Consider the following 20,639-nt stretch of genomic DNA (forward strand, 5'->3'; position numbering starts at 1 on the left):
GGAACATCGATGACCGCTGCTATCGCCGCTCGCTCGCTTCAGCGCTGTTGAGGGGCGCGCTCGCGAGCGGCTTCGTCACCGCCGAGCTACACCACTCAGCGGGACACGACCAATATCGAGACGCCTCGACGTTCAAGTAGCCGTATCGCAGAACAAACGGCTTGCAAGCGGGATCCACTTTGCAGGTTCAGTGGACAAAGAGGAGCTTCGTAATCGCCGGCTTGTGTGCCATCAGGGAATGCAGCTAGGCCAACATCTCACTCGCTAGGCTTTGCCTAGTAGCCGGCGGGCATGTTCTGACTAGCGATTACTCCGCCCGTATGCAATCAAGGATCCCGTTCAGGGAAGCCAGCATGCGAACGATCGTTTTGAGCATCCAACCAAAATGGGCTACTTTAATCCGCTCCGGTGAGAAAACGATCGAGCTAAGGCGGCGTTTTCCTCGCTATCTCGCCGGTTCGGCGGCCTATCTCTATGAATCTTCGCCCAACTGTAGACTTACTGCAGTCGTCCAAATGGGTGCGATTCATGAGCTTCCGGTCAAGGAGCTTTGGCTTGTGCACGGCGAGGCGTCGTGCGTTGATGAGCGGCACTTCGCCACTTACTTCCGGGATCGAGATGCGGGTGTTGGTATCGAGATTATTCGGCACCTGCCTCTGGTCAACGATTGGGACCTTGGCCGTCTCCGCCAAGAGTTCAGCTTCACGGCGCCTCAGTCTTGGGCTTATGCATCAGCGCGGTTGGTCAATGCGATTGGAGCATGCCTATGAGAGTTTTCGTGGCGGGGCTCTCAAAATCGGGGAAGACGACCCGCTCTCTGCATGCTGCTGACCAGATCCCCGAGCTAGAGTATGCCAGCATCAGCCAACTATTGAGGGTCGCTGGCGGCATCCTGCCAGTCGCCACTCTCGCAGATGGGCTCACCAATCAACGCATCGCAAAAGAAGCCCTAACGGCGTTTCCCCGATCAAAGAAGCATCAGATTGTTGACGGCCATGCATTGGTCGAGACCCCAGAGGGACCACTGCTCGTTCCGGACTGGTTCTTCGACGAAATTGCGCCGGACCTCTTGATCCATGTCCTCGATGATCCAGAACAGATCCGGGCGCGCAGGGCGCTTAGCGCGAACTCTGACTCTATAACCGAGATTGCTGCCCTTACTGCACTAGAGCAAGCTGCCTGCGAACGGCTGGCAACTCGACTTGGCATCCCATTCTTAGCAATCCGCGCTCCAACGCTTGACGAGTTTCGGCGGGAACTCGAACGCCGTTTTTCATCCGCTCAGTGATCAGGAATTCCGACGGGGCCGTTAAAGACATATTCGGCCCGATTCCACCGGTAGAGGCTTGGATAAACTTGGGGTGGCGAAAAGCCCCACACGCGAAGTAGCCCCGCAAACTCTGCGATTCGCTCTTCGGGAACGGTGAAAAGCGGTCGGTCCGATTCAAGCCAATCAAATGCACAGCGAGCCAACGATTTCGCGACCCCCCGCTCGCGCAAGGCGGGTGCGACCCAAAGCGTGCATAGCTTGCGCTCCGTCTCTGCGCGCTTGCAGATTGCTACGCCAGCGAGCGTACCCTCGACATATGTCGTAACAATATGGCGTTCTCCCGTGTGGAGCCCAGGAACGACCTTGCCGAAAAACCACGGCTGGAAATTCGGGTAGAACTGATGGACGCCAGCCCGCTCCAGCCAGCCGTAGATTGCGAATGCGTCGATGGGCAGATATGGCTGGGGTACGCGCTCAGAAAGGGTACTCGCGAAGCTTGGGTCGTTTATCATAGGCACGCTCCCCGCATGATTCGTGGACCCTACCTTAGCGGCGAGGTCTGAGATATCCGATAGCCCATCCCACTGGATTTGGCCACTTTCGGCTAAATTGGACGATAAGAACGAGAGCGGAGGCAAGGAGAACAACGATCGCGGCGTTGGCGGCCGCAATTTGCCACGGCTCTTTGAGCTCCCACAGCATTCCAACCAGCGAAACCAAGCCTGCTTGAGACGCGCTGCCCATCGCACCCAATGCAATCACAACCAGCGCGTAAACCCAGAGGCGGCCAGTGTAGTAGGCGCGAAAAGTAGCAAGCGCGGTGAAGCTTTCAACCGTAGATTGAGGCTGTGCTGTCGAGCTCCAATGGTATATTATCATCTTCTGTGCATTGAATTGCGGTTCATCTCTCAGGTATCGTTCCCAGATTTCGGGCTCCAGCCGACGCATTTTCTTGAAGCCGGTGTGGGATTGGGTCATTTCCACCGTCATATCCCTGATCAGAAAATAATGCACAGCAGACACATCAATCAGATCTGCACCTCCGCCCAATCGCTCCAGGATCGACGCCGAGAAATTTCGGCGTTCGTTCAAACGGAATTCGACGATTTCGCTGGTGGAGATCGTGCTCAGAAAAGCAGAGTCCTTGGCGTCGATTTCGGAGACGAAGCCGTTCGCGATATGGAAGGGGACTCTAATGCGTAGACGAATATATTGGTCGCCGATTTTGGTCCGCAATCGGTCAAAAAACTGATCGTGTAACATGATTACAGAGCCGACATCGTCTCCCTTGCCGATGGTGGTCAGACGTCGATCGTCTGTTGAGCATCGCGACACATAGAATTGAACTTTCTTCGATTCGTTGAGTGCCGCGAACGTTTTGCCGTTCTCCTGGAGTTCCCCGGCCGACAGGGTCTCATTGAAGATTGCAGACAACGTCGATGAATCGTGCATCACATCGAAGAGATCGAAAACATAGTCCGACTGGATCTGGAAAGGGAGGCTGATCGAGAGCGTCCGGAGTGATCTCATTTCCTGGAAGCGAAAGCCTATATCGAAAAGATGGAAGCGCCTCTTGGCTGAGCGCCTCTCGCCCTTCCATATGTTTATGTGGACCTCGACGCGCGGCGCGTAGCCGTTGGCGTCATCTGCAAGCGTGTCATGCCAGATCGCGATACTACCCCGCATTTCGCCCCTTTAGCCCTCCATTGCCATGACGTGCGACGTTAGCTCTGCAACTGACCACAAAGTGATTAACTCTTCCGCCAACTATGCCGGGCGGAACAATGGGACCCACATACACCGAGAACTGGTTTCAACTTTCGTCGAGGCACCATTTGCCTTTAGCGAACAAATCAAGCGGCGGCCAAGCTGATCGGACAGATGGCTCGTTGATGATCGAGTGGAAGCCCGGGCTGTCGATTTGTCGATTCGGTCTGCGGACTTTACGAGAAGCTCTGATTTTGACCCACGAAAACCCAATGAAATCAATGTTTCCGGCACGTCCTCCTAGCCTACCATTTGGTCGTCAAGCTTCGGCGTTTTTGTGAACCTCAATATGATTTTCGGAGGTTGGAGATTCGTCTCGGCGTTTGGTGAACCGTCGCTGTTGGGTTCAAATTGGTCCCTAGCCCTGGTGCATGGGCAGCAGGTTTGCCGCGTCCCCCGATTGAGATCACCTGTGCGTTTTTGCTCTTGAGTTCATCCAGATAATTGGCCCACCATTGCATCATCTTGACCCGCTCTTCCCAGTGCTCTGCCCGGGCGTAGGCGCGACGAACGTCGTTGTTCTCAATGTGAGCCAGTTGCCGCTCTATCGCGTCCGGATGCCACTTTCCGCATTCGTTTAGCAGAGTTGATGCTGTCGCTCGAAATCCGTGCGCTGTAGCTTCTTCCTTACCGTAGCCCATGCGGCGCAGGGCGGCGTTAAGCGTGTTGTCGGAAATCGGACGCGAAACCGATCGAACACTAGAAAACAGCAGCGATCCACCACCAGAAATTTCTCTGAGTGAGGCCAGGACGCTCACGGCCTGCCTTGAAAGGGGTACGCGGTGCGGCCGTCGCATTTTCATGCGTGCTTCAGGAATGATCCACATCGAGCTTTCGAAATCGAACTCTCCCCATTCTGCCGCGCGCAACTCACCCGGGCGGGGAAACAGCATTGCCATCAGCCTCAGGGCGGCTCTGGTTGTTGGCTGTCCGTCAAATGCATCGACCGCCCTCAGCAAGCCGCCCAAGGCCTTAGGATCGGTAATCGCGGCACGAGGCGTGACCGTCGGGCTGATGAGCGCGCCCCTTAGGGCGATCGTCGGATCTGCCTCGGCGCGTGCTGTCGCGATTGCGAATCGAAACACAGTGCCGATTGTTGAGCGTAGGCGCCTGGCCGACTCGTATCGACCGCGAACCTCCACGCGACGAAGGGCGGCAAGGATGGTAGCCGTATCGATCTCCCGAATGCACTTGTCGCCAATTGTCGGATAGGCAAAGTCGAGCAGCCATTTGACCTTGCTGATCGTCCGATCGGCACGTCCTTCCTTCTTCAGCTTCTCAACATATTCGTCTGCGATTGAGCGAAAGGTGTCTTTTGGCGAACTAGCTTTCTGGAATTTGCGCTGCTGGGCCGGGTCGGCACCAGCCTTGAGGAGGCGTTTGGCTTCATCGCGCGCTTGGCGGGCATCAGCGAGAGAAATGACAGGATAGCTGCCCAGAGACAGCAGCTTCTGCTTCCCGTCGAACCGATAGGCGAGGCGCCATAGCCTTGTTCCCGACGGCTGGACCCATAGCTGCAGCCCGCCGCCGTCGGATAGCTTCTGGAGCTTGGACGCAGGCCGGGTGTTGCGGCATTTCACGTCGGAGAGAGCCATTGTGGGACCTCCTGTTTTGGCGCTTCGATACCAACAGGGTCTCAGATACCAACAAAAATACCAACACCTCGCCCCATTGGACGAAATTTGCCGAACTGCGATGAAATTCGCCCAAGCGGATCTTTCGTGCCGAAAAAGTAAGCAAATTCAGAAATTTGCGGGCACTGAAGCGTAGAAGTCTCGGTGGAAGGGAATGTGGGGAGAAGAGGGGATGGTGCCCAGAGGCGGATTCGAACCACCGACACGCGGATTTTCAGTCCGCTGCTCTACCAACTGAGCTATCTGGGCCTGCGCCGGCTAACGGAATCGCTCGCCGGGTTTCACGAAGGCACCAGGCGGCGCCCCTTGAAAGCGCGTGGGTTATAGCACGGGTATCTTGGCTGTCCAGAGCAATTCCAGGAAAAGTGTGCGGCGGTTTTCCGTCCCGGAATTGCGTAAAAAACAAGCGCAATTCCAGGAAAAGTGTGCGGCTCTTTCCTACTCCTGAATTGCGTGAAAACAAGCACTTAGCTTAGGCGCTGGCTTTGTCGGGAAAGAAAATCGCTGGAAACAGCGGCAGCCGCCGCTCAATCCTCGCCCTTGGGCGCCGGGCCCGGCTTTGGGCTGTCGTCCTCTTCCTCTTCCCCGTCGCGGCCGGGGATGACATAGGCGCCCTTCAGCCAGCGATTGAGGTCGATGTCCTTGCAGCGCGCCGAGCAGAACGGATAGTGCTCGCGCGACGAAGGCTTGCCGCATTCGGGGCAGGGCCGCTTCGGTCGGAGCGGCGTCACCTTGTCGTCCATGCTCATGGCCGCGCGACGTGCCAATTCTTGTGCGCTTTAAAACCTTCGCCCGAAAGCAGCGCCACGCTCTCGTAGAGCGGCAGGCCGACCACGTTTGTGTAGGAGCCGACCAGCTTGACGACGAAGGAGCCGGCCAGGCCCTGCACGGCATAGCCGCCTGCCTTGCCGCGCCATTCGCCCGAGGCGACATAGGCTTCGATCTCCTCGCGCGGCAGTCGCTTGAAGCGCACCCTGGTCTCCACCAGTCGCTGGCGCAGCTTGCCGCCCGGCGTGATCAGGCAGATGCCGGAATAGACCCGGTGCGAGCGGCCGGAAAGCAGGCCGAGGCAATTGATGGCGTCGTCGATCGTCTCGGCCTTGGGTAGGATGCGCCGCCCCACCGCCACCACCGTGTCGGCGGCGAGGATAAAGGCCGGCGCGTAGTCTTCCTCGCTCTTCAGCGAGGCCAGCGCCTTCTCGGCCTTATCCTTGCAGAGGCGCTTGGCCAGCGAGCGCGGATGCTCGGCGCGCAGTGGCGTCTCGTCGACATCGGCGGGCAGCACCCGGTCCGGCTCGATGCCGGCCTGCTGCAAGAGCTCGATGCGGCGCGGCGAACCCGAGGCAAGCACGAGCTTCTGCAGGATGCTCATGGGAGCATGATGCCGAAAAGTGTGAAGTGGTTTTCGGACGACATCATGCTCCACTCTTTGATTTGGAGCCGGACGATTTCAGGTCGAACGGACCTGAAATCGTCCGGCCGGGTCGGCGCCGGACTGTTACTTGAAACGGTAGGTGATGCGGCCCTTGGTCAGGTCGTAGGGCGTCATCTCGACCAGGACCTTGTCGCCGGTCAGCACGCGGATGCGGTTCTTGCGCATGCGGCCGGCCGTGTGGGCGATGATTTCGTGTTCGTTTTCGAGCTTCACGCGGAACATCGCATTGGGCAGCAGTTCGGTGACCACACCTGGAAACTCGAGGACTTCTTCCTTCGGCATTCGATACCTTTGCTTGGATGGGCGTTCCGGCGCCTAGAGCATGATGCCGAAAAGTGTGAAGCGGTTTTCGGAGGACATCATGCTCTACTCTTGATCTGGAGTCGGATGATTTCTCAGGTCGAATAGGCCTGAAATCATCCGACTCCAACCGGAATTTGCGCGGAACCTATATGATAATCGTCCGCTTGTGAACAAGCTTAATCCGGGGCGCTTTCCGCCCCCGGCACCGCAAAACGTCGGCTTATGCGCGCTTTCAGCCGCTCCCGTACATCGCGATAGGCGGCCATGATGTGCTCGCGCGTGCCGCCGGTGTCGGTCGGGTCGGGCATCGGCCAGTATTCGACCTCGACGGCGAGCGAGCGGGTGAGCTCAAGCGCCGCATGATGCGCCTCCGGCGCCAGCGTGACGATCAGGTCGAAATAATCATCCTCCAGGTCGTCGAGCGTCCTGGGCTGGCGCTCGCCAAGCGCCAGGCCCTCCTCGGCAAGCACCGCGTCGACGAACGGGTCGCGCTCGCCGGCACGCACGCCGGCTGAAGCGACGAAGGTGGTGGCGGGCAGAATGCGGCGCGCGAGTTGTTCCGCGATCGGCGAGCGCACGGCGTTCATGCCGCACAAAAACAGGATCGAATGGGGCAGGGCGGCCTGCACTAGAGCATGATCCCGAAAAGTGGAGTCCGGTTTTCGGAGAAGATCATGCTCCAACAAAGAGCTGGATCAGGATGGCGATTCAACGAAACGTCATCCTGATCTAGCCCCGCCAGTGCAGCACGCAGACCAGCGTGAACAGCCGGCGCGCCGTGTCGAAGTCGATCTCGATCTTGCCGGCAAGCCGGTCCATCAGCGTCTGCGAGCCCTCATTGTGCAGGCCGCGCCTGCCCATGTCGATCGCCTCGATATGGCTCGGCGTCGAGGAGCGGATCGCCTCGTAATAGCTTTCGCAGATCAGGTAATAGTCCTTGACGATGCGCCGCAGCGGCGTCAGCGACAGGATGTGGGTGACCACATCGGCGCCGTTCTCGCGGCTGACGGCAAAGACCAGGCGGGACTCGGCCAGCGAAAGCTTGAGCTTGTAAGGGCCCGCGCCGTCATCATTGATCGGCCGAAAGCTGTTCTCCTCGATGAGGTCGAAGATCGCCACGGCCCGCTCGTGCTCGACGTCGGGCGTCGAACGTCCGATCGATTCGTCAAGCTCGACGTCGACCAGCCTGTCGCGGGTTTGGTTGTGGCCGGACATCGCTACATGTTCAACCTGATCGCGACGGAGCGGGCATGCGCGTCGAGCCCTTCGGCCTTGGCGAGCGCGATCGCGGCGGGCGCCAGCGCCTTGAGCTGCTCCGGGCCGAGCTTGAGGATCGAGCTGCGCTTGACGAAATCGAGCACCGACAGCCCGGAGGAAAAGCGCGCCGAGCGTGCCGTCGGCAGGACGTGGTTGGAGCCGCCGACATAGTCGCCGATCACTTCCGGCGTGTGCCGACCGATAAAGACGGCGCCTGCGTTGCGCATCCTGGAAAGGAAGGCCTCCGCATCGTCGAAGGCGAGCTCGACATGCTCCGCGGCGATCCTGTCGACCAGCGGCAGCGAGGCCTCTAACGTCGGCACCAGGATGACCGCGCCGAAATCGCGCCAGCTTGCGGCCGCCGTCTCGCCGCGCGGCAGAACCTTGAGCTGGCGTTCGACCGCCTGCTCGACCGCCTTGCCGAACTCTGCGTCATCGGTGATCAGGATCGACTGGGCCGAAACGTCATGCTCGGCCTGCGCCAACAGGTCGGCAGCGATCCAGTCCGGATCGTTGTCGGCATCGGCCACCACCAGCACTTCCGACGGCCCGGCGATCATGTCGATGCCGACCGTGCCGAACACCTGGCGCTTCGCCGCCGCGACATAGGCATTGCCCGGTCCGACGATCTTGGCGACCGGCCTGATCGTCTCGGTACCGTAGGCGAGCGCCGCAACGGCCTGCGCGCCGCCGACGCGGTAGATCTCCGAAACGCCGGCAAGGTCGGCCGCCACCAGCACCAGCGGATTGATGACGCCGCCCGAGGCCGGCACGACGATGACGATGCGCTCGACGCCGGCGACCTTGGCCGGCACGGCGTTCATCAGCACCGAGCTCGGATAGCTCGCCGTGCCGCCCGGCACGTAAAGGCCGACGGCTTCGATCGCCGTCCAGCGCGAGCCGAGCTCGACACCGGCGGCATCCGTGTAGCGGTCGTCCTTCGGCTTCTGCCGCTCATGATGCGAACGGATACGGTCGCGCGCGAATTTGAGCGCCTCGACGGTCGCCGGATCGGCCGCTGCATAGGCCTTGGCGACGTCGTCCTTCGACACGGCGATACCGAGCTTGCCGAGATCGGCTTTGTCGAACTTCGCCGTGTAGTCGATGAGCGCCTTGTCGCCTTCGGCGCGCACGCGGGCGACGATGTCGCGCACCACGGCCTCGACATCGGCCGAAACCTCGCGCTTGGTGGTGAGGAAGGCTGAAAAGCGCTGCTCGAAATCGGCGTCCTGCTGGCGGAGCGTGATAGCCATTGCGTTTCAGCCTCTGTGCACGGGGCGCGAGGAGGCTTCCCAGGAGCCGCCGACATCGGCAAGTCGCGCCTCGACGCATTCGACGTCGAGCATGATCGTGCCGCCGCCCGAAAACACCAATTCGACGATGCCGGCCGGCTTGCTGATGGCGATGAAGCTGATCGCCAGCAGCGACAGCACCTCGGCCGGCTTGTCGCGCGCAATGCCGCTGGTCTTGGCGCCAAGCACGCGGTCGAAATGCAGAACGCTTTGCCGGCGTTCGTTATGCTGGCGGAAGAGGCCGGACTTCGCCTCCCAGACAAAGCGGTTCATGGTCAGCACGAAGCGCTTGGCCGCCGGCAGATATTCGAGGTCGGAGACCTTCATCACGGCGTCCTGGACATGCGCCGAGACGATGCTCAGATCCTGATCGTCGAGCGCGATGAGCTTGAGAGCTGCCATGCGGAATGCGCACCTGAACGTTGACAATTCAATGTTCTGTTAGAGCATGATCCCGAAAAGTGGAAACCGGTTTTTCGGCAAAGATCATGCCCAAACATAAAACTAGAGCGTGTTGAACCCGATCGACGCGGGCTCAACACGCTCTAGGAGGTCTTCGTTGCTGGCGCAACCGCTGGCGAGAATTGCCGTGGAACGTCAGCCCGAAATGCGCTCGATCACCGCGCCGCAGCCGGAGAGCTTCTCTTCCAGCCGCTCGAAGCCGCGGTCGAGGTGGTAGACGCGGTTGACGGTGGTCTCGCCTTCGGCCGCAAGGCCGGCGATGACAAGCGACACCGAGGCGCGCAGGTCGGTCGCCATCACGGGAGCGCCCTTGAGCCTGGCGACGCCGTCGACGATCGCCGTCTGGCCGGAAAGCGTGATGTGGGCACCGAGGCGCGCGAGCTCCTGCACATGCATGAAGCGGTTCTCGAAGATCGTCTCGGTGATGCGCGACTTGCCCTTGGCCATGGTCATCAGCCCCATGAACTGCGCCTGCAGGTCGGTGGGGAAGGCCGGGAAGGGGGCGGTGGCCACGTCGACCGGCGCAATGCCGGCGCCGTTGCGCTTGACGCGGATGCCCTCATTGGTCGGCGTGATCTCGGCGCCGGTCTCGACAAGAACGTCGAGCGCGGTCTGCAACAGGTCTGGCCGGGCGCCGTCGAGCATCACGTCGCCACCGGTCATGGCCACCGCCATGGCATAGGTGCCGGTCTCGATACGATCCGGAATAACGCGCACGCGGGCGCCCGACAGCGCCTCGACGCCGTGGATCGTGATGGTCGAGGTGCCGGCGCCGTGGATCTTGGCGCCCATGGCGATCAGGCATTCGGCGAGATTGACGATTTCCGGCTCGCGCGCCGCGTTTTCCAGCACCGTCTCGCCCTTGGCGAGCGCGGCCGCCATCATCAGCACGTGGGTCGCGCCGACCGAGACTTTCGGGAAGACGTAGCGATTGCCGACCAGGCGGCCGTTCTTGGTCTTGGCGATAACATAGCCATTGTCGACGTCGAGCTCGGCGCCAAGGACCTGCAGGCCCTCGAGGAACAGGTCGACCGGACGCGTGCCGATGGCGCAGCCGCCGGGCAGCGACACCTTGGCTTCGCCCATGCGGGCAAGCAACGGCCCGATCACCCAGAAGGAAGCGCGCATCTTCGACACCAGCTCGTAAGGCGCGGTGGTGTCGACGATGTTGCGGGCCGAAAAATTGATCGTGCGCGAATAGCCTTTCTGCTGGCTCTCGCGTCGGCCGTTGACGGAATAATCGACGCCGTGATTGCCGAGGATGCGGATCAACTGCTCGACATCGGCCAGATGCGGCACGTTTTCGAGCGTCAGTGTGTCGTCGGTGAGCAGCGAGGCGATCATCAGCGGCAATGCCGCGTTCTTGGCGCCCGAGATCGGAATGGTACCGGCCAGCTCGTTGCCGCCGACAATTCTGATGCGATCCATGAGAAAATGTCCCCTCGGCCCGAACGGGCCGCTTCAATCGGTTGAGTGTGCCCGGCTTAGACCATTGGCCGGCTTGGTTCAAGAAATAGGATTTTCCTAAAAACCGGACCGACTATGGCCGGGCAGTATGGCTGATTTGGTCAGTCCTTGTGCATTTTTCCTGCAGCCGGCAACCCTTCGGACCTTTGATCCGCATCCCCGGCGCGCCGCGACCGCGTCTGCGCCTTGCGCTTCTGCAGATTGGCGCGCAGCGCCTCGGCCAGCCGGTCCTTGCGCGCGCCGCCGCTCTTTTTCGGTGGGTTTGCCTTGTCGTTCATCGTCCATCCCCGACCGGCGCTCAGCCGGCCGCGATTCCGCTGTGATTAGCATTTTAACGCGGCCAAGTCATGAAAGCGGGCCGTCAGACGTGTTTCGGCTGTGGATCAGCCGGGCATGCCGCCTCAAAACTGGCGAGAAACAGATGCGACGCTTTGGGTTTTTCTTGGCCTTGCGCTTACCGGTTCGATATGGCAGAAGCGCCGCCATCGCAGGCTGCGGTAGCTCAGTGGTAGAGCACTCCCTTGGTAAGGGAGAGGTCGAGAGTTCAATCCTCTCTCGCAGCACCAGCTTTCCCAACGTGAGCTCAACCGCGCCGCGGTGATGCAAATCGAGGATGCAGGTAGGTGGGTCTACCGCCATCCTCCCCAGGCCCTATGAAACCGGCGCACGCGCAATACATGGTGGCGTTTCCGATACGCCAGCCTGACGAGAAGGAAAGCGGTGTTGCCCCTGCGCCTGCCGATGACCCGCCACTTGAAATCCCCCGACCTGTTTGGCACGATCGACCGTGTGCCGGCGCTCGGTGCGCCGGCTGGCGGACGTACGTTTGAGGTCTTCAATCCGTCGACCGGCGAATTGTTGGCGGAACTTCCCGACATGGGCGTCGAGGAGACGCGCGCGGCGATCGACAAGGCCTATGCCGCCCAAGCCGAATGGGCGGCGCTGACCGCCCGGGAGCGCAGCGAAATGCTGTGGCAGTGGCACCAGCTGATCGTCACACACACCGACGACCTTGCCGCAATTCTCACCGCCGAGATGGGCAAGCCGCTTGCCGAAGCCAGATCGGAAGTCTCGCATGCGGCCGCTTATCTGCAATGGTACGCCGAGGAGGCCAACCGTATCTACGGCGAGACGATCTCCGCGCCCTCAACGGACCGCCGCATGCTGGTGATCAAGCAGCCCATCGGCGTCGTCGGCACGATCACGCCATGGAATTTTCCCGCATCGATGGTGGCACGCAAGATCTCGCCAGCGCTGGCGGCGGGTTGCACCATCGTATTGAAGCCTGCCGAGCAGACGCCGCTTGTGGCAGGCGCCATGTTCGCGCTCGCCGCCGAGGCCGGTTTTCCGGACGGTGTGGTGAACCTTGTCTATGCCGCGGAGGGCGCCGCCGTGGGGCGTGAGCTCTGCCACAATCCCAAGGTGCGCAAGATCAGCTTCACCGGATCGACCGAAGTCGGGCGCCTGCTCATGCGCCAGTGTTCGGACCAGATCAAGAAGGTCAGTCTGGAGCTGGGCGGCAATGCGCCTTTCATCGTCTTCGACGACGCCGACGTCGACGCTGCCGTGGATGGGGCGATCCAGGCGAAGTTCCGCAATGCCGGCCAGACTTGCGTTTCCGCCAACCGCCTCTACGTGCAGTCGGGCGTTCATGAGGAGTTCGTCGATAAATTCGTCGAACGGGTTCGCCAGCTTCAGGTCGGTGACGGATTCGATCCGGGCGTCGCCATCGGCCCGCTGATCGACGGCCACGCCCTGGCCAAGATCGAATCCCATATCGCCGATGCCTTGGGAAAAGGCGGCGTGATCCGCTGCGGCGGCGATAGGATTGGCGCAAACGGCACTTTTTTCCAGCCGACGGTCCTTACCGATATCTCCAATGCCATGACGGTGGCGCAGGAGGAGACATTTGGGCCCTTGGCCCCCGTCATCCGCTTCGAGGATGCGGATCAGGTCGTGCGTGAGGCCAACGACACGATCTACGGCCTCGCCGCCTATTTCTATGCTTCCAACCTGAAGCGGGTCTGGCGCGTGGCGGAGGCCCTGGAATATGGCATGGTCGGCATCAACACCGGACGCATGTCCTCGGAGGCCGCGCCTTTTGGCGGGGTCAAGCAGTCAGGCATCGGGCGGGAAGGTTCCCGCCATGGCCTCGAGGACTACCTCGAGATGAAATATCTCTGCATGGGCGGTATCTGAGGCATAAACGACCATGCCGCTTTTAAGGAACGATGTGCCGCGGAATTGTCGCTCGCGGGGGCCGTTGGGTTCCGCGCCCCAGCTCAGTTGGTGACGTGCGACAGCCGCAGACCGGCTTCCTCCGGGGCCTCGGCAATGCCTTCCTCGGCGAAGCGGAACATGTCCTCGAAATCCAGCTCACGCTCGAAAATGACGCCGCCGACTTTGATTGCAAGCACGTCCTTGTCGCCTTTCGGCGCGAAATAGATCTTGCCGACCGTGCCGCGAATGCGCTCGCCGACGTCCTTGGCGTCCTCTTCGCTCGCGCCCGGCAGGAAGACGCCGAACATCGAGGTTCCGATCCTGCCGATCAGATCGTCCTTGCGCACCGCGGACCGGATGGCCGATGCGATCAGCCGCAAGGCCTCGTCGCCCCATTCGAGACCGAAGCGCAGGTTGATCGATGCCAGATGTTCCGGATGGATGACCAGAAAGGCGCCGGAGCGCGGACCGGCCGGTCTCTGCGCCCTCCTGTCGACCATCGAGGTGAACACCTTGCCGTTCAGGCAGCCGGTCAGCTGGTCGTAAGTGCCGGACCTGGTGAGTTCCTGCCGGTAGCGGCGGATCTCGCTCTGCTGCCAGCCGAGCAGGGCAAACAGCGGCAGACCGATAACGATCGGCACGACGATTGCCGTGACGGCCCCGCGGCCGAATGGCGTCAGGCTGTCGCTGAAAAGCAGCAGGTAGTTCAGCGCCAGCGAAAGGCCGACGCAGGCGGCGGTGCCGAGCACCACCAGCAAGGCAAGGTGCTTCCACGGTTGAACCGGCGCGGCAGGCGTTTTCGGGGTCACGGACCAATCTCCTGTTCGACGCATCGGCTTACAGGAGGTCCGTTACGATTTCGGTGTCAGGGAAGCGTACAATTTGATGCAAAGTCGGCATCGTCTCCGCGGGAAGCTGGATCCGGCGTACAGGCCGCCGTTGGACTGGTCCAGGTTTTAGAAGGGCTGAACCGCTCTGGCCATTCTGCTTTCACGCAGGGTCCGGGACGGAACCAGTCACCGGCTTTCCCGCGACAGCGCTATTGCGGCGGACCGAAAATGCCCATCCGGGCACCTCTCGCCACCTCTTCCGCCTTGCCGTAAATGCCGGTGGGAGCGGCCATCGCCCAGCCGTTGGCGACCAGCCAGGCGCCGACATCCTGCTTGCCGAGCGCGCAGGGCGCGGCGATGGCGAATCGGTCGGCATCCGGCGGCAGCAGGCATTTGAGCGCCCGGCCGCGCAGCCAGGCGTTGAAGGCGGCCCGCGCCCGCTGGCCACAGGGCCAGGCGGTGTCGTCGAAGGTGCAGGTCCTGTCGGGGTCTATGTCGACCGCGCCGCTGATGGCGACGGTGCGCCCCATGGCTTCGAAGACCGCCGAGGAGGTCGCGACCGGATGGAAAAGCAGCGTCCCGCGCCAATCCTGCGGCATCGGCGTCTTCGGTGGCGGCGCAAGCCCGAGTTCGCCAAGCGGGGCGCGGGGCTCGATGCGCTCGATCCCGGATATGTCGAGCAGCGGTGGCACGATGAGATTCTCGGCGATCTTGCGCGCCGGCTGGCCTGGCCTCGCGTCATGAATCGGGGCAGGCATGGCCGGCTTCGGTTCGCCGGTGCCCTGAACCGGCGCGATCGAAGGCGGCGGCAACCAGCGCCCGCCCTCGACGATCAGCGCCATGCCTGCGAAGAGCCCGAGCCCGCCGAGCGCGAACGCCAGCAGCGGGCGGCCGGGCGGTTTCGCCTGGCTCACGCGTAGCACTCCGCGGGATCGCGCCGGCTGTCGATGCTGCCGCCCGAGCCCAACCCGTTAGCTTCTGTCGACACGGGGCCACACCCGCTGAACCGGATCATACATTAGACATGAGAGACATTCCTTGAAAAGCAAGGCGTTGCGTTAAGTGTCGCGCAACCAATGCGGCCTAGAATCGGCCATCGGATGTCGAGGGGATGACACGATGCGCAAGCCGATACTGCTTTTTGCCTTTCCTGCCCTGATGCTGCTTCTGCTGGCGGCGGAGCGGATGGCGGCGCTGCTGCTCGGCTTCTACCCGGCGAGCCCCGCTGTGTGGCACGTCTGGCTCGAGCTGCGTCCGTTCTCGACCATGTTCTGGCAGCAGGCGCATGTCTATCTCGGCGGATCGATGGCGCTCGATGCGGCCATTGTCGTCTTTGCGGCGGGCGCCTGCTGGATGATATGCCAGGCAAAAAGGTCCGCCGGCTTCTTCCTGGCCAATCATGCCGCCCTGATCTTTGCAGGCAAGATGATGGCGCTGAGCAGCAGCGCGGAAACGGCGAGCACCATTGCCGCCTTCACCATACCGAACGGCTTGCATTTCTCACTTATGCTCGACTTCAGCCTGAAGAACAGCCTGGTGCTGTGTCTCGGCCTCGCGGCCTGCGCCTATTGCCACGTCGCATTCCTGCGCGAGGCAAAGCTGCGCGCCGAAACCCGATCGGTCCGCATGCTTTCGCTGCAGCGCGACCTGTAACCGGCTGGCTTGGGCGATGGCCCGCGGGTTCAGTTGATCTTCTTGTAATAGACCTTGCCGTCGGGCTGCTGAATGCGCTGATAGGACGGATTGGGGCCGGGAGGCGCGACCTTCCGCTTGAACGAAGGCTGCCCGTCGCTGGGGACGGCGCTTTCGTCGGCCGCGGACGCATCCGCCACCGTGGTGTTGCCGAGAATGGCAGGCTCCGGCGCGCTGGGCGCCGGCTCGCTGGCGGCAACGGGCTGGCCTTGCTCCAGCTTGGCGATATTGCCGTTGATCTGGCCGAAATTCGCCTGCAGCTGGCGGTCCAGCGTCTCGAACCGGCTCTGGAACCCGTTGTTGACGGTGTCGATGCGGGCGCCGATGCGCTGCTCGAACTGGCCGAGCTGTTCCAGCCGCGCTTCCACCGTCTTGAGGTCGTTGACGCCGCGATAGAGATAGACCGCGGCCGTCACGTTGACGACGGTGACGAGCGCGGCGCCCACCGCGATGACGCCGATCAGCCTGGCCCGGCTGGGCTTTCCCGGAGCGGCTTCCCTCAGACCGAGTTCGATTGCCGGAACGTCCGGCTCGCTGATCATCGTCATTCAACCACCACCTTTGCGCCCACCGGGACGCGTTTGAAGAGATCGATCACATCGGTGTTCGTCAGCCGGAAACATCCGGACGTGCCGTCGAAACCGACGCCCTTGGGATCGTTGGTGCCATGGATGCGATAGAGCGTGTCGCGCCCGTCGCGCGACAGATAAAGCGCCCGGGCGCCGAGCGGATTATAGGGACCGGCCGGCACCATCGCCGGCAGCTCCGGCTGGCGCGCGCGCATCTCCTTGGGTGGGCGCCATTCCGGCCATTCGGTCTTGGAAGCTACCTTCACCGTTCCGGTCCAGCCGAAACCGTCGCGGCCGACGCTGATCTGGTAGCGCAGCGCCTGGCCCTGGCCCGTCACCAGATAGAGCGCCTTCTCGCTTTTGCGGATGACGATGGTGCCCGGCTGCTCGCTGGTCTCAAAGGTGACCGCCTTGCGCAGGCTGGGGCCCATCGCTGGCAGCGGCGGCAGGCCCGATCCGGCCATCGCCACGTCGCAGGCCGACGCAAGCACGATGCCGACCAAGCTGGCGGCGGCAAGAAGCCTGGCTATGCGAAGCATTTGCTTTGCCGCAATTCCGGACGGAAGGCTACGGCGAAGTCGCCGAGCCCGACCGCTTCGCACTTTTCCTGGAATTGCTCTAGCGCTGGGCATTGTCCAGCCGTTCCTTGAACATGCGTTTCAAATCCTTGTTGAAGCGCGCGCGTCCGTCCACCTCGGAAGGCAGGATGGCGCGGTTCAGCGCGTCGGCCAGAAGCGCGTTGTCCAGCGCCAGCGACTTGATATGCGGCGCCTTGAAGATCTTCTCCAGCTCGCTGCGCGAGAAGTGATTGCCGAACCATTTGCGCTTGTGCTTGTTGGCGACCAGCGTGATACTGACCTTGTTGCCGCGCAATTCGCGGATCTTCTTGTAGAGCCGCTTGCCTTGCCTGAGCGAGGCGACGTTGAGCTCGAAGACGATGAAGATCTCGTCGCTCGTGCGCAGCACCGAATCGTGCCACGGCGTCTCGATATTGGGCAGGTCGATGACGATGTCGTCGAAGCGGTAGGCGACGAGGTCGAGCAGCCGGAAGACGAAGTCGGAACCCTGCGGCTCGAACGGCAGTTGCGGCCGCTCGAAGGAATAGAGCGTGAGGCCGGACGGCCGCGACAATTTGATGACGTCCATCAGCTCGACGTCGAGCCGGTCCGGCTGGCCGATGATGCCGGAAAGGTCGAACTGGTTGAACTGGTTGAGATAGGCGCCGCAATTGGCGCTCTGGAAATCGAGGTCGACGAGGCAGGTCGAGGCCGCCCGTTCGGCCGATTTCGAGGCGAGATGCTCCGCCGCCGAGATCGCCAGCGTGGTGGCGCCGGCGCCGCCGCTGGCGGCGATGAAGGTGATGATGCGGCTCTTGGTGCCCTGGCTGCCGGTGTCGTGGAAGGTGACGGCGTTGAGCAGTTCCTTGGCGTCGAGCGGCTTGTGCAGCCAGTCGGACGCGTTCATGCGCACCAGCACGCGCGTCTGCTCGGAGGTGAGCTCGTCGGAGATCGCGATCAGCGGCACCGACGCCCAGGCCGCGCGCGCCTCGACGATCGCCGGATTGCCGAGCAGCTCGCCATTGCCGAGATCGAGGATGATGATGCCGGGCCGGCTGTCGGCCGGCGGCCCCTTCAGGAACTCCGCCGCATCCGAGACCTTGACGTCATAGATCGCCAGCGCGTCGAGCCGCGCGGTGACGTCGCGCTTGAAATTCGCATCACCGGAAAACAGCGCCACCTGCTTGCGCTTGGTCGGGAGAACTCTGGTGTCGATGGCGTTCATGGCCATGTACTCTTCAAATCTTCGCCCGTGACCGTGCTCAGCATGGAGGGCATGGTGATGTTGTTGAACCCCATCAATCCCTGGAGGAAGAAGAACTGGAAGGTCCGGTTCTGAAGGCTGACGGTGATGGTCGGCACGGGACCGCCGAGGCGCGTCTGGTAACCGAGCCCGGTCGCTGTGTAGGTGACGACGACGTTGCTGCGCAGAAGACCCGAGAAGAAGTGGCACATTCCGGGCCGCTGGGTGCCGGTAAGCGCCGGGCAGGTGTCGTCGTTGGTATTGGCGGTATCGCCGCGGAATATCTGGCTGAAAGCAGCGGCATTGAATCCGCCGTTGTTGGTGCAGGACCCCGTGCCACCGCTGTAACTGCATACGAACGGACCGTAAGCCCCGGCTACCACGGGCGCGCCGGGGTTGGCCGTCGGTGCGGCGTTGGCAAGGTTGGTCGCGACCGCATCCGATATTGAGGCCAGCCGCGCCCCGACCTGGACGGCCTTGGTTGCCGCGTTCCACTGATAGAAGGCGTAGCCGAAATCGACGAAGCCGAGCGTCAGCGCAAAGAGCAGGGTAGACACGATGGTCATCTCGACCATGGCCACGCCGTCCTCGGATCTTGCGAAACGCCTGATCATCGTCAGAACCGCATCAATCGTTCTTGATGTAAGCCGGTCAGGTTGATCGTACCAATGCCGATCACCGAGAGCAGGCCCACGCCGCTATAGGGGTAGGTGCCGTCCGCCTCGACAATGCAGACTTGCGGGGTCGTGGATCGATATTGCGTGACGCCGCCAACCACCGCATCGTGGCAGCCGGTGCCGATTGTCACGGTGACATTGGCTGTCTGCCAGTTGGGAACACGGGGGCTGCCAGTGCCAGCTACATTGCCGTAAACCGCGATGTTGGTGGCCACGCTGGCGCAGTCGATCGCCAGTCCAGCATCGGTGTAGATTTGGCTGTTGCAGCGCGCGGCGAAACGGGCTCCATCGGTCAGACCGGCCTCCATCAGGAGCTTGTCGTGGATGAGATTGCCGAACTCGAACACACCGGCTGAAAGCGTAAGCATCAACGGCGCGACGAGGGTCATCTCGACCATGACCGCGCCGCGCTGGTCGCGTCGAAATTTCTTTAGATGACGAGCGACGAGCCTAAGCATCTTCGTCACCGATAAAGCTGGGATTCGTCGCGGAGGAAACTGTCCAGAGTTCCCTGACCTCCGCGACCTGTCACGTCGACGAGCTCGACGAAAACGGAGCCGCCTGAATTCGCGCCTGCGACGGGCTCCGTCAGGAAGAAGCTGGCAAACGCCTCGACGGGGAGATTGGTGCTGTTGCCGTTTAGGTCGTTCCCGGCGGCCTCGAGCGCGTTGCAGTTGAGGATCGCGCCGTAAAGCAGACGACGGTCCACGGATGTCACTGGTGGCTGGCAGGAACTCGGCGGCGTTCCCACCTCGCCGCCCGTAGAGGCGTGACCTACCAGACTATTCGCGATCTCGTATTTGTAGACCTGATACCGGGTCGGCTTGCTCGTATCCCAGGACGACGGATAGCTGGTCCCGCCGAAGTTGGTGCTCCAATAGCCGGACAGGTCCCAGTTCCCGTCGCCCATCCGGCCGCTCATGTAAGGCGTGGTGGCATCGTGTGGCAGCCCCATGTCGCCGGTCGCATTGAAGGTCAGCTGATTATACTTCGGGCACTGGTTTCCGTTCCCATTCGCCGACGCTCCCTTCCGAACGTTCGCGGCCGGACCATATTCCGGGCTGTTGAAGCCATTGCCGCTGGCATCGATTCCAAAACGCACGTTGAAGGCGTCCTGGATCGGACCCGTGTTCTGCCCGGTCTTGGTGCTCACCCCCTGGGAGGAATAACAGCCGAGCGGCTTCGATGTGGCGATAGTCTCCGCGAGCCCTTGAGCGCCGTTGCCGACAGTGCTGGGCGGCGCCAGGAACCCGAAATTGCCGGGTCCGTATGCGGCATTGTTTCCCACTGTACGAAGCTCGATCAGCCGCCTGCGAATTGATGTATCCGCCACGGCCTGCTCCAGTGTGACGCCGCCAGCGGAATTGGTGCCATTCACCATCTCATATGGATTGCAGATGAAGACGGGCGTGTAGTTGCAGACGCCGGACGTGAACCCTGCAACGGAAACGGCGCCGACATTGAAGCTGTTATTGGCGGCATTCCCTGTCAGAAACGACGCAGGGAATATGGCCGCGAAGCCGACCGGTGTCACTGTCACGCGGATGAACCGGGCGTTTGGCGCGTCCGTCACTTCGTCGGTGATGATATTGGCTGCAGCTATCGGCGAACTGTCCGAAGCGGGAAGCGATCGGAGGTAGGTTCTCGTCACTCCGGCAGCGAGCAATGTTTGCGGAACGTTAGCTGTGGAGAAGGTATACTTGTTGAACACCAGGGTCGACAGCGCTCGATCGGCGCGCACGATAGAGTCGGTGCGGCCATCCAACTCTGCCGCGGCCGCCAAGGCCAAACCGTCAGCGCCCTTCTGCAGGTCGTTATGCATGTTGTTGACCCGGCTCATGTCGATCGCCAGCAGCGAAAAGCCGATGATTGCCGGCAGCATGATGCTGACGAGGAGTAGCGCGACGCCTCGCTGATCGCGCCAGAACTTGCGTATGGTCCCCAACATGACCTTACTCTCTGTT

The 20,639-nt window shown here is 61.8% G+C and carries 24 protein-coding genes and 2 tRNA genes; 5 read left to right on the forward strand and 21 right to left on the reverse strand.

The window, feature by feature from the left end; translation table 11 throughout:
- Positions 1 to 353 precede the first annotated feature (353 nt).
- On the forward strand, positions 354 to 770 hold the full coding sequence (locus RFM41_RS32175; protein WP_320253261.1) for an ASCH domain-containing protein: 417 nt from the start codon (positions 354 to 356) through the stop codon (positions 768 to 770).
- Entirely contained in the window at positions 767 to 1,288 is a 522-nt protein-coding gene (locus RFM41_RS32180; protein ID WP_320253262.1) for an AAA family ATPase, read from the forward strand. Before RFM41_RS32175 ends, RFM41_RS32180 begins: the two co-directional genes overlap by 4 nt.
- On the opposite strand, the gene RFM41_RS32185 is transcribed toward RFM41_RS32180, so the two are convergent.
- The 13 genes from RFM41_RS32185 to RFM41_RS32245 form a co-directional block, all read right to left on the reverse strand.
- Complete coding sequence (locus tag RFM41_RS32185) at positions 1,282 to 1,782, reverse strand: GNAT family N-acetyltransferase (protein WP_320253263.1); 501 nt, start codon at positions 1,780 to 1,782, stop codon at positions 1,282 to 1,284. The genes RFM41_RS32180 and RFM41_RS32185 overlap by 7 nt on opposite strands.
- Before the next feature lie 34 nt (positions 1,783 to 1,816).
- The gene (locus RFM41_RS32190) at positions 1,817 to 2,956 is read right to left on the reverse strand and encodes a hypothetical protein (protein ID WP_320253264.1); all 1,140 of its coding nucleotides are present in this window, start codon (positions 2,954 to 2,956) and stop codon (positions 1,817 to 1,819) included.
- Positions 2,957 to 3,321: 365 nt separating this feature from the next.
- Positions 3,322 to 4,632, reverse strand: a complete 1,311-nt coding sequence (locus RFM41_RS32195; RefSeq protein ID WP_320253265.1) for a tyrosine-type recombinase/integrase — start codon at positions 4,630 to 4,632, stop codon at positions 3,322 to 3,324.
- 212 nt (positions 4,633 to 4,844) lie between these two features.
- Positions 4,845 to 4,920, reverse strand: a tRNA-Phe gene (locus tag RFM41_RS32200).
- 278 nt (positions 4,921 to 5,198) lie between these two features.
- Positions 5,199 to 5,420 carry a DNA gyrase inhibitor YacG gene (gene yacG / locus RFM41_RS32205; RefSeq protein ID WP_320253266.1) on the reverse strand — a complete coding sequence of 74 codons (222 nt, stop codon included), beginning with the start codon at positions 5,418 to 5,420 and terminating at the stop codon, positions 5,199 to 5,201.
- Complete coding sequence (locus tag RFM41_RS32210) at positions 5,417 to 6,043, reverse strand: Maf-like protein (protein ID WP_320253267.1); 627 nt, start codon at positions 6,041 to 6,043, stop codon at positions 5,417 to 5,419. The genes yacG and RFM41_RS32210 overlap by 4 nt, the downstream gene beginning before the upstream one ends.
- A gap of 126 nt (positions 6,044 to 6,169) precedes the next feature.
- Positions 6,170 to 6,388, reverse strand: coding sequence for a translation initiation factor IF-1 (gene infA, locus RFM41_RS32215; RefSeq protein ID WP_006200926.1), 219 nt, complete (start codon positions 6,386 to 6,388; stop codon positions 6,170 to 6,172).
- A 197-nt stretch (positions 6,389 to 6,585) separates the two neighbouring features.
- Positions 6,586 to 7,038 (reverse strand): arsenate-mycothiol transferase ArsC, encoded by a 453-nt coding sequence (locus RFM41_RS32220; RefSeq protein WP_320253268.1) that lies wholly within the window; start codon positions 7,036 to 7,038, stop codon positions 6,586 to 6,588.
- Positions 7,039 to 7,138: 100 nt separating this feature from the next.
- Complete coding sequence (locus tag RFM41_RS32225; RefSeq protein WP_320253269.1) at positions 7,139 to 7,624, reverse strand: UPF0262 family protein; 486 nt, start codon at positions 7,622 to 7,624, stop codon at positions 7,139 to 7,141.
- A gap of 2 nt (positions 7,625 to 7,626) precedes the next feature.
- A complete protein-coding gene (gene hisD, locus RFM41_RS32230; RefSeq protein ID WP_320253270.1) occupies positions 7,627 to 8,919 on the reverse strand; it encodes a histidinol dehydrogenase in 1,293 nt (430 codons plus the stop codon).
- Between the two features lie 6 nt (positions 8,920 to 8,925).
- Positions 8,926 to 9,360, reverse strand: a complete 435-nt coding sequence (locus RFM41_RS32235; protein ID WP_320253271.1) for a DUF2948 family protein — start codon at positions 9,358 to 9,360, stop codon at positions 8,926 to 8,928.
- A gap of 195 nt (positions 9,361 to 9,555) precedes the next feature.
- Complete coding sequence (gene murA / locus RFM41_RS32240) at positions 9,556 to 10,848, reverse strand: UDP-N-acetylglucosamine 1-carboxyvinyltransferase (protein ID WP_320253272.1); 1,293 nt, start codon at positions 10,846 to 10,848, stop codon at positions 9,556 to 9,558.
- 140 nt (positions 10,849 to 10,988) lie between these two features.
- Positions 10,989 to 11,165: a hypothetical protein gene (locus RFM41_RS32245; RefSeq protein WP_320253273.1), complete on the reverse strand. Its 177-nt coding sequence runs from the start codon at positions 11,163 to 11,165 to the stop codon at positions 10,989 to 10,991.
- Positions 11,166 to 11,378: 213 nt separating this feature from the next.
- Between RFM41_RS32245 and RFM41_RS32250 the strand changes: the two genes are divergently transcribed.
- Positions 11,379 to 11,453, forward strand: a tRNA-Thr gene (locus tag RFM41_RS32250).
- 175 nt (positions 11,454 to 11,628) lie between these two features.
- On the forward strand, positions 11,629 to 13,086 hold the full coding sequence (locus tag RFM41_RS32255; protein WP_320253299.1) for an NAD-dependent succinate-semialdehyde dehydrogenase: 1,458 nt from the start codon (positions 11,629 to 11,631) through the stop codon (positions 13,084 to 13,086).
- An 83-nt stretch (positions 13,087 to 13,169) separates the two neighbouring features.
- Here RFM41_RS32255 and RFM41_RS32260 read toward each other — a convergent pair whose 3' ends face one another.
- Positions 13,170 to 13,916, reverse strand: coding sequence for a GGDEF domain-containing protein (locus RFM41_RS32260; protein WP_320253274.1), 747 nt, complete (start codon positions 13,914 to 13,916; stop codon positions 13,170 to 13,172).
- A 230-nt stretch (positions 13,917 to 14,146) separates the two neighbouring features.
- Positions 14,147 to 14,851: a thermonuclease family protein gene (locus tag RFM41_RS32265; protein WP_320253275.1), complete on the reverse strand. Its 705-nt coding sequence runs from the start codon at positions 14,849 to 14,851 to the stop codon at positions 14,147 to 14,149.
- A 205-nt stretch (positions 14,852 to 15,056) separates the two neighbouring features.
- Between RFM41_RS32265 and RFM41_RS32270 the strand changes: the two genes are divergently transcribed.
- Positions 15,057 to 15,590, forward strand: coding sequence for a hypothetical protein (locus tag RFM41_RS32270; protein ID WP_320253276.1), 534 nt, complete (start codon positions 15,057 to 15,059; stop codon positions 15,588 to 15,590).
- 29 nt (positions 15,591 to 15,619) lie between these two features.
- On the opposite strand, the gene RFM41_RS32275 is transcribed toward RFM41_RS32270, so the two are convergent.
- The 6 genes from RFM41_RS32275 to RFM41_RS32300 form a co-directional block, all read right to left on the reverse strand.
- Positions 15,620 to 16,177 carry a hypothetical protein gene (locus RFM41_RS32275; RefSeq protein WP_320253277.1) on the reverse strand — a complete coding sequence of 186 codons (558 nt, stop codon included), beginning with the start codon at positions 16,175 to 16,177 and terminating at the stop codon, positions 15,620 to 15,622.
- Positions 16,174 to 16,737: a L,D-transpeptidase gene (locus tag RFM41_RS32280; protein ID WP_320253278.1), complete on the reverse strand. Its 564-nt coding sequence runs from the start codon at positions 16,735 to 16,737 to the stop codon at positions 16,174 to 16,176. The genes RFM41_RS32275 and RFM41_RS32280 overlap by 4 nt, the downstream gene beginning before the upstream one ends.
- Before the next feature lie 79 nt (positions 16,738 to 16,816).
- Positions 16,817 to 17,980, reverse strand: coding sequence for a CpaE/TadZ family protein (locus RFM41_RS32285; protein ID WP_320253279.1), 1,164 nt, complete (start codon positions 17,978 to 17,980; stop codon positions 16,817 to 16,819).
- Entirely contained in the window at positions 17,977 to 18,573 is a 597-nt protein-coding gene (locus tag RFM41_RS32290) for a TadE/TadG family type IV pilus assembly protein (protein ID WP_320253280.1), read from the reverse strand. Before RFM41_RS32290 ends, RFM41_RS32285 begins: the two co-directional genes overlap by 4 nt.
- Before the next feature lie 41 nt (positions 18,574 to 18,614).
- On the reverse strand, positions 18,615 to 19,133 hold the full coding sequence (locus tag RFM41_RS32295; protein WP_320253281.1) for a TadE/TadG family type IV pilus assembly protein: 519 nt from the start codon (positions 19,131 to 19,133) through the stop codon (positions 18,615 to 18,617).
- Between the two features lie 5 nt (positions 19,134 to 19,138).
- Entirely contained in the window at positions 19,139 to 20,623 is a 1,485-nt protein-coding gene (locus tag RFM41_RS32300) for a TadE/TadG family type IV pilus assembly protein (RefSeq protein WP_320253282.1), read from the reverse strand.
- Positions 20,624 to 20,639: the final 16 nt, after the last annotated feature.

Source organism: Mesorhizobium vachelliae (assembly GCF_033977325.1).
GTDB lineage: Bacteria > Pseudomonadota > Alphaproteobacteria > Rhizobiales > Rhizobiaceae > Mesorhizobium > Mesorhizobium vachelliae.